The organism is Parendozoicomonas verongulae (genome assembly GCF_009711465.1).
Lineage (GTDB): Bacteria > Pseudomonadota > Gammaproteobacteria > Pseudomonadales > Endozoicomonadaceae > Sansalvadorimonas > Sansalvadorimonas verongulae.
The window spans coordinates 41,671-48,828 of record NZ_SMME01000853.1 but is presented as its reverse complement, the minus strand read 5'-3'; the positions used below and the strand labels follow the sequence as shown (position 1 = coordinate 48,828).

The window sequence follows — 7,158 nt, the reverse complement described above, 5'->3', positions numbered from 1 at the left end:
CGCGGTGTTGCATGGGCACGAATAGTTTTGCGAATATAGGTTTGCAGCACATCATCCAGCTTGATACCGTCACGCAGTCGAACAAACAGCACAACCCGCTCATCATCGTCTTTACGTTGCCCTACAGCTAACGACTCCAGCACCTGATCGACCTTTTCCACCTGCCGGTAAATTTCTGCAGTGCCGATACGCACGCCGCCGGGATTTAATACAGCATCGGAGCGGCCGTGGATAATCACTCCACCCTCAGCGGTCAGTTCACCGTAGTCACCGTGGGTCCAGATATTTTTGTAACTGGAATAATAGGCTTTCCTGTACCGGCTACCATCTTTGTCTCCCCAGAACATCACAGGGCGACTGGGGAAGCTTTTTAAACATACCAGTTCACCACGTTCACCGGTCACAGACTGGCCTGTATCACCATAGAACTGCACAGCCATCCCTAACCCACGACACTGCAACTGTCCGCGATAAACCGGTTTTACAGGGTTACCCAGAGCGAAGCAGGAGACTATATCGGTACCACCAGATATGGACGACAGAATCACATCACTCCTGATAGAGCGGTAAACAAACTCAAAACCCTCGTGGGGCAGGGGAGACCCGGTGGAGAGAACAGTACGCAGATTAGGAAGAAAGCACTCTTTAATCGGTTCAAAGCCAGATTTCTGCAAAGCCCCCAGATAGCGAGAACTGGTACCCAATACAGAAACATTCTCCTCTTCCGCCATCCTCCAAAGAGCCTCTGGCCCCGGATAAAAGGGTGAACCATCAAACAGCACCAAAGTTGCGCCAGTCATCAAACCAGAGACCAGCCAGTTCCACATCATCCAGCCGCAGGTGGTGAAGTAGAAAAAGCGTTCCCCCGGACGCAGATCTGTGTGCAGTGCCAGTTCCTTACCATGCTGTAACAGCGTTCCCCCATGGCCATGTACAATACACTTGGGAACGCCAGTGGTACCGGAGGAGTAGAGAATGCAGAGAGGGTGATCAAAAGGCACCTGTGTAAAACAGAGAGAGCTATTACTATCAAGGAAATCGCTCCAGGCAACGCCTTGTTGATACTCAGCGTCCATATGCCCTGTGAAAGGAACCACAACAATGTTTTCAACAGAGGGAAGCCGCTCAGAAAGTTCTGCGATGCGGGGGAGGCAATCAATAGGTTTGCCGTTGTAGTGATAACTGTCAGCAGCAATCAACAGTTTGGGTTCAATCTGCTCAAATCGATCCAATACTCCTTGGCTACCGAAGTCCGGAGAACAAGACGACCAGATAGCACCAAGGCTGACAGTGGCCAGCATAGCAATAACCGTTTCCGGCATATTGGGCATAAAGCCCGCAACCCGATCACCTTGAGTAATGCCTGCTTTGCGCAGAGCATTGGCTGTACGACCAACCTGTTCCCTCAATTGGTTACGGCTCATCTCACGGCGACTGCCGTCTTCTCCTCGAAAAATGATGGCTGTTTCCGAGCCTTGGTGACGCAGGAGGTGTTCAGCATAGTTGATAGTGGCCCCGGAAAACCACTTGGCAGAAAACATACCATCCGACTCATCAACCACAGACGTATAACCGGAAAGTGGAAGCTCAATAAAGCGGGCAAGGTGAGGCCAAAATTCTTCCCGCCTCTCACAACTCCATGCATAAAGCTCATCGTAACTGGCAAACTGCTTATCAAAGGTGTCGTTAACCGATTGCAGAAACTGCCAGAGCTGAGTCTGCGAAATATGCTCCGGTGATGGAGTCCATAAAGGCTTCTCTGACATAAGCGACTCTTTCATCTTATTCTATTTATAAATCAGTGAGTTAGTTGATATTACTGACATTCACCTCAAAACCTTTCCCGTGCCGTTAACAAAGCTTTTGCTGTACGAGAAAAATTCGGAAAATCACCCTGACTGCAAACAAGAGTATTCACATCCAGCAGTCTGTCCATATTCACACCTGTTTCAATGCCCAGGCCATTCAACATAAACAAAACGTCTTCTGTCGCAACATTGCCAGAAGCGCCCTTAGCATAAGGACAGCCCCCTAAACCAGCCACAGCACTGTCGATAATGGTAATACCAGACTCCATAGCTGCATACAGATTGGCCATGGCCAGCCCATAGGTGTCGTGAAAATGGGCTGCCAGCACTTCAACCGATAACTGCCGTGTTATTTTTTCAATCAACTGGCGTACCCGAACAGGGTTACCTACACCGATAGTGTCACCAAGGGAAATTTCATAACAACCCATCTGGTGTAACTCCCAGGCAAGACTGGCTACCTGATCAAGAGCAACCTTCCCCTCATAGGGGCAACCCATGGTGCAGGATAGGTATCCTCGTACCAATACACCGGCCTGAGAGGCTTTTTCGATAAGGGGCTGAAACCGCTCAAGGCTTTGAGCAATAGAGCATTGAATATTTTTCTGGGTAAAGGTTTCTGAAGCACCCGTAAACACTGCAACTTCTTTTACACCTGCCTCTAAAGCTGCATCAAGGCCCTTCATGTTTGGGGTCAGGGCGCAATAACGAACACTTGCTGTTGCCGGAAGCCGAGCCAGTACCTGATCCGTATCCCGCATAGCCGGGATACGTTCGGGGTTCACAAAACTGCCCGCCTCAATACGGCTTAAACCGCTGGCAGCAAGGCTGGAAATCAAAGCAACCCGCTGTTCAACAGACAATACTGTTTTCTGGCCCTGCAGCCCATCCCTTGGGCCCACTTCAACAAGCGTCACTGCTCCTGGCAAGCTCATGATTCAGATTCCTCACAGAAACTCAGAAGCGGCGCACCTTCTTCCACAAGGCTTCCGGCCTGATGGAGAATCTGATCGATAATGCCGCTATGGGGGGCACGAATGGTTTGCTCCATTTTCATGGCTTCCAGTACCACCAGAGGCTCACCCTCTTCCACTGCCTGACCATCTCTGACCATGACCGCTACAATACGACCGTTCATAGGGGCAGTCAGATCGTTTTCATCTGCTTCTGCCACAGCATAATCCGGCTGAGAGAGAGGTAATGTCAGGGCAGGGGATATGGCAGTCACACCACCATCAGCGTTTGCATAAACGGCAATGTGGTTTTGCTTTCCAGCAAACGTTATATCTACGGCATTATTCTCAATAAATATGTTATCGAAAGCCGTGATCTGACCATTCACTTTTAACGCCCAGCCCCGTCGAGCATCAAACGAAATATTTACACTGTAATGTTCACCTTCACACTGCCAGCAGCTATACCACTGTTTTTGCCCCATTAACCGCCAGCCACTACCAGCATGCCACGGAGAGTTATCAGCAGCTGTGGAGTGAGCCAGTAATGTGGCCGCTGCCATGGCCATCAAGCGCTCTTGTGGTTCAACACCAAAAAGTTGCTCCTGATTATGGGAAATAAATCCGGTATCCGGTATCTCACTGAAGGCAGGCTGGCGAAGAGTGCGCAGCAGAAAATCCCGATTACTGGTTAAACCGGTTAAATGAGTCTGATCGAGAGCCTGAACCAGGCGCTCTGTCGCCTGTTCACGGTCATGGCCCCAGGTGACCAGCTTGGCAATCATGGGGTCATACCATGTGGTGATTTCATCGCCAGCACGTACGCCTGTTTCTACACGCAGCCAGGGCTGAACGGGAGGCCAGCTCAGAGTTTGGATTGTGCCTGTTGCTGGCAAAAAATCACGCTCAGGTTCTTCCGCATACAGACGCACCTCAAGGGAGTGACCGGACACCTTAAGCTCATGCTGGGATAAGGGCAGGGGGTGACCCTGTGCAACACGAAGCTGCCACTCCACCAGGTCCAGACCCGTGATCATCTCGGTAACCGGGTGCTCTACCTGCAGGCGGGTATTCATTTCCATGAAGTAAAATTCGCCATCGGTATCCAACAAAAACTCAACCGTTCCTGCCCCTACATAACCGATGGAACGCCCTGCAGCTACGGCCGTCTCCCCCATGGTTTTACGAAGCTCATCCGACAGCCCTGGAGCCGGTGCTTCTTCCACTACTTTTTGGTGACGTCGCTGAATGGAACAGTCCCGATCAAACAGATAAACTCCTTGTCCTGCCTGATCAAAGAAAATCTGAACTTCAATATGCCGTGGAGCAGCCAGGTATTTCTCGACCAGCATAGTGGTATCACCAAAGGCTTTCTCTGCCTCACGGCGGGCTCCATCGAGTGTGACCGGAAAATCATCAGGGGAATAAGCAATACGCATACCCTTGCCACCACCACCGGCGGCGGCTTTCAGCATCACTGGATAACCAACATCGGCAGCGGCCTGTCTGAGGGTTTCATCATCCTGTTCCAGCCCATGGTAACCGGGAAGCAATGGAACACCAGCTTGCTCCATCAAACGTTTAGCTTCACTTTTGGACGCCATGCTTTCCATAGCGCTGTCAGGGGGGCCGACAAACACAATATCGTTCTGAGCCAGCAGGTTAGAGAACTCAGCGTTTTCAGAAAGAAAACCGTAGCCTGGATGAACAGCATCCGCACCCCAGTGTTTAGCCGTATCAACAATTTTTTGTTGATCCAGATAACTGGCACTGGCTTGTGCTGAACCAATCACAAAGCAGGCATCAGCCATTTCAACCGCCAGACTGTTTGCATCAGGTTCCGAGCAAACAACAGCTGTTTCTATACCTAGCGCCTTGGCTGTTTTAATAACTCGGCAGGCAATTTCGCCACGGTTAGCAATCAGCAGCTTTTTTATTGTTAGTGTTGTCATCATCTATTCTTCTCCTGCCTGCTTTTGCCAGCTTGGTGTGCGCTTTTCCAGAAAGGCTCCGAGACCTTCCTGCCCCTCTGGTGTATTGCGAATCTCAGCAATAGCGTTGCTGGTTAGCTGCAGAAGTTCATCATCAATCTCTCGTCCGGATATATCAGCAATAAGCTGTTTACAGGCACGTGTTGCTTCAGGGCCATTGTTGCGAATGGTGGCAACAAGCTTTTCAACGGCACTGGCAGCATCAGCCTGCTCATCGAACAGGTGATGAATGATATTCATGGAGAGAGCCGACTCAGCTGAGATCAACTCCGCCGTCAGCATATAACGTCGTGCATTGCGTTCCCCCATCGCTCGCACCACATAAGGGCTTATAACGGCTGGGATAATGCCAAGTTTGACTTCACTCAGACAGAAGCGAGCATCAGTGCTTGCCAGCACAATATCGCTGGTACAGATAATGCCAAGAGCACCACCAAAGGCAGAGCCCTGTACCAACGTAATAACGGGAGCAGGGAAGCTATCCAGCAACTTCATCATCTGAGCCAATCCCTGGGCGTCAGCCAGATTGGCCTCATAGTCCAGTTTGGCTGTGCGCTTCATCCAGCCAAGGTCAGCCCCTGCACAAAAGGTGTCGCCTTGTGCTGAAATAACCAGTGCCTGGATAGTGTCGTCGTCATGCCAGCCCTGCAAAGCAGATGTGATGGTGGCAATCATGGCATCATCAAAGGCATTACGCTTTTGGGGGCGATTCAGCACCAGTCGGGCAATCCCTTCACTGACAGTCGTTTGTACTGGTGAGGTATGGGTGTCATTCGTCATAATCATTTACCTCACATGCGGAACACGCCAAAACGGGTCTCTTCAACCGGTGCATTCAAGGCAGCGGCCAAACTCAAACCCAGCACGTCCCGGGTATCTCTGGGATCTATAATACCGTCGTCCCAGAGGCGCGCGCTGGCGTAAAGAGGGTGACCTTTCCGGTCATAGTCGTCGATGACATCCTGTTTGCAGGCTTGATCCTGATCCTCCGTCCAGGGCTGACCTTTCTTTTTAGCCGATGCACTTTTCACCATACTCAGCACCCCAGCGGCCTGTTCACCACCCATGACAGAAATACGAGCGTTTGGCCAGCTCCACAGAAAGCGCGGATCATAGGCTCGACCACACATGCCATAGTTGCCCGCTCCAAAACTACCACCGATGATCACCGTCAGCTTTGGAACCCTGGCACAGGAGACGGCGTTAACCAGCTTGGCACCATGCTTGGCAATGCCGCCTGCTTCATAACGAGCACCCACCATAAAGCCAGTGATATTCTGGAGGAACACTAGAGGAATTTTGCGCTGGCAACACAGCTCTACAAAGTGCGCGCCTTTTTGAGCAGACTCAGAAAACAGAATACCGTTATTGGCCACAATGCCTGCGGGGTAACCATGGATGCGTGCAAAACCGGTGACCAGAGTTGTGCCAAAGTTTGCCTTGAACTCGTCAAACTCTGAGGCGTCCACAATACGTCCAATCACTTCCCGTACATCATAGGGGGTTTTCAGGCTGGCAGGGATAACACCGCACAGTTCATCCGGGTTCAATTTGGGAGGTTGGGCTTCGATTTTATCGGGAAGAGGGGGAGGGGCTGTATTCAGTCGAACCACAGACTGCCGGGCCAGCTGCAAAGCATGATGATCATTTTCGGCAATATAGTCCACGACACCGGATACCTTGCCATGAACTTCAGCTCCACCCAGTTCTTCCGCTGTCACGTCCTCGCCCGTAGCGGCTTTAACCAGCGGAGGCCCTGCCAGAAAAATCGTACCCTGGTTGCGCACGATAATGCTCTCATCTGCCATAGCCGGCACATAGGCGCCACCTGCCGTACAAGAGCCCATAACCACAGCAATCTGGGCGATCCCCTGGGAGGACATATTCGATTGATTAAAGAAAATTCGCCCAAAATGTTCCCGGTCCGGGAATACATCGTCCTGTCTGGGCAAATTGGCTCCGCCAGAATCCACAAGATAGATACAGGGCAAATGGTTTTCCGCTGCAATGGTCTGGGCGCGGAGATGTTTTTTTACCGTCAGGGGATAATAACTACCGCCCTTTACCGTGGCATCATTAGCAACAATCATACAGAGTCTGCCAGATACCTGCCCAATACCGGCTACCGCTCCCGCCGCAGGAACGTCTTCACCATACACATCGTGAGCTGCAAAACGACCCACTTCAAGAAACGGTGAGCCTGGGTCCAGCAGGGCGTTTATGCGATCCCGCACCAGTAGCTTACCCCGGGACTCATGACGATCACGGGATGCTTTCGGGCCACCGTCCTGAATGGTAAGAGAAAGCTGGTCTATCGCCTCTATCTGCGCCAGCATATCATTACGATTACTTTCATATTCAGACGACGATATGTCTATTTTACTTGAGATAACGGGCATAGTCTTT

Annotated in this window: 5 protein-coding genes; all 5 read right to left on the bottom strand. The window is 51.1% G+C overall.

The features are described from left to right. Positions 1 to 1,766 (bottom strand): acetoacetate--CoA ligase (locus E1189_RS15640; protein ID WP_196221470.1); only part of this gene is annotated, 1,766 nt, incomplete at its 3' end. A gap of 65 nt (positions 1,767 to 1,831) precedes the next feature. Further along, complete coding sequence (locus tag E1189_RS15635; RefSeq protein ID WP_155161264.1) at positions 1,832 to 2,743, bottom strand: hydroxymethylglutaryl-CoA lyase; 912 nt, start codon at positions 2,741 to 2,743, stop codon at positions 1,832 to 1,834. Next, positions 2,740 to 4,716, bottom strand: coding sequence for an acetyl/propionyl/methylcrotonyl-CoA carboxylase subunit alpha (locus E1189_RS15630; RefSeq protein ID WP_196221469.1), 1,977 nt, complete (start codon positions 4,714 to 4,716; stop codon positions 2,740 to 2,742). The genes E1189_RS15635 and E1189_RS15630 overlap by 4 nt, the downstream gene beginning before the upstream one ends. Beyond that, positions 4,717 to 5,532 carry an enoyl-CoA hydratase-related protein gene (locus E1189_RS15625; RefSeq protein ID WP_155161263.1) on the bottom strand — a complete coding sequence of 272 codons (816 nt, stop codon included), beginning with the start codon at positions 5,530 to 5,532 and terminating at the stop codon, positions 4,717 to 4,719. Between the two features lie 11 nt (positions 5,533 to 5,543). Further along, positions 5,544 to 7,151: a carboxyl transferase domain-containing protein gene (locus tag E1189_RS15620; RefSeq protein ID WP_155161262.1), complete on the bottom strand. Its 1,608-nt coding sequence runs from the start codon at positions 7,149 to 7,151 to the stop codon at positions 5,544 to 5,546. Positions 7,152 to 7,158 lie beyond the last annotated feature (7 nt).

Excerpts from the sequence above, each read along its gene's own strand:
- E1189_RS15635 (WP_155161264.1), bottom strand. The coding sequence starts at position 2,743 with ATGAGCTTGCCAGGAGCAGTGACGCTTGTTGAAGTGGGCCCAAGGGAT.
- E1189_RS15630 (WP_196221469.1), bottom strand. The coding sequence starts at position 4,716 with ATGATGACAACACTAACAATAAAAAAGCTGCTGATTGCTAACCGTGGC.
- E1189_RS15625 (WP_155161263.1), bottom strand. The coding sequence starts at position 5,532 with ATGACGAATGACACCCATACCTCACCAGTACAAACGACTGTCAGTGAA.
- E1189_RS15620 (WP_155161262.1), bottom strand. The coding sequence starts at position 7,151 with ATGCCCGTTATCTCAAGTAAAATAGACATATCGTCGTCTGAATATGAA.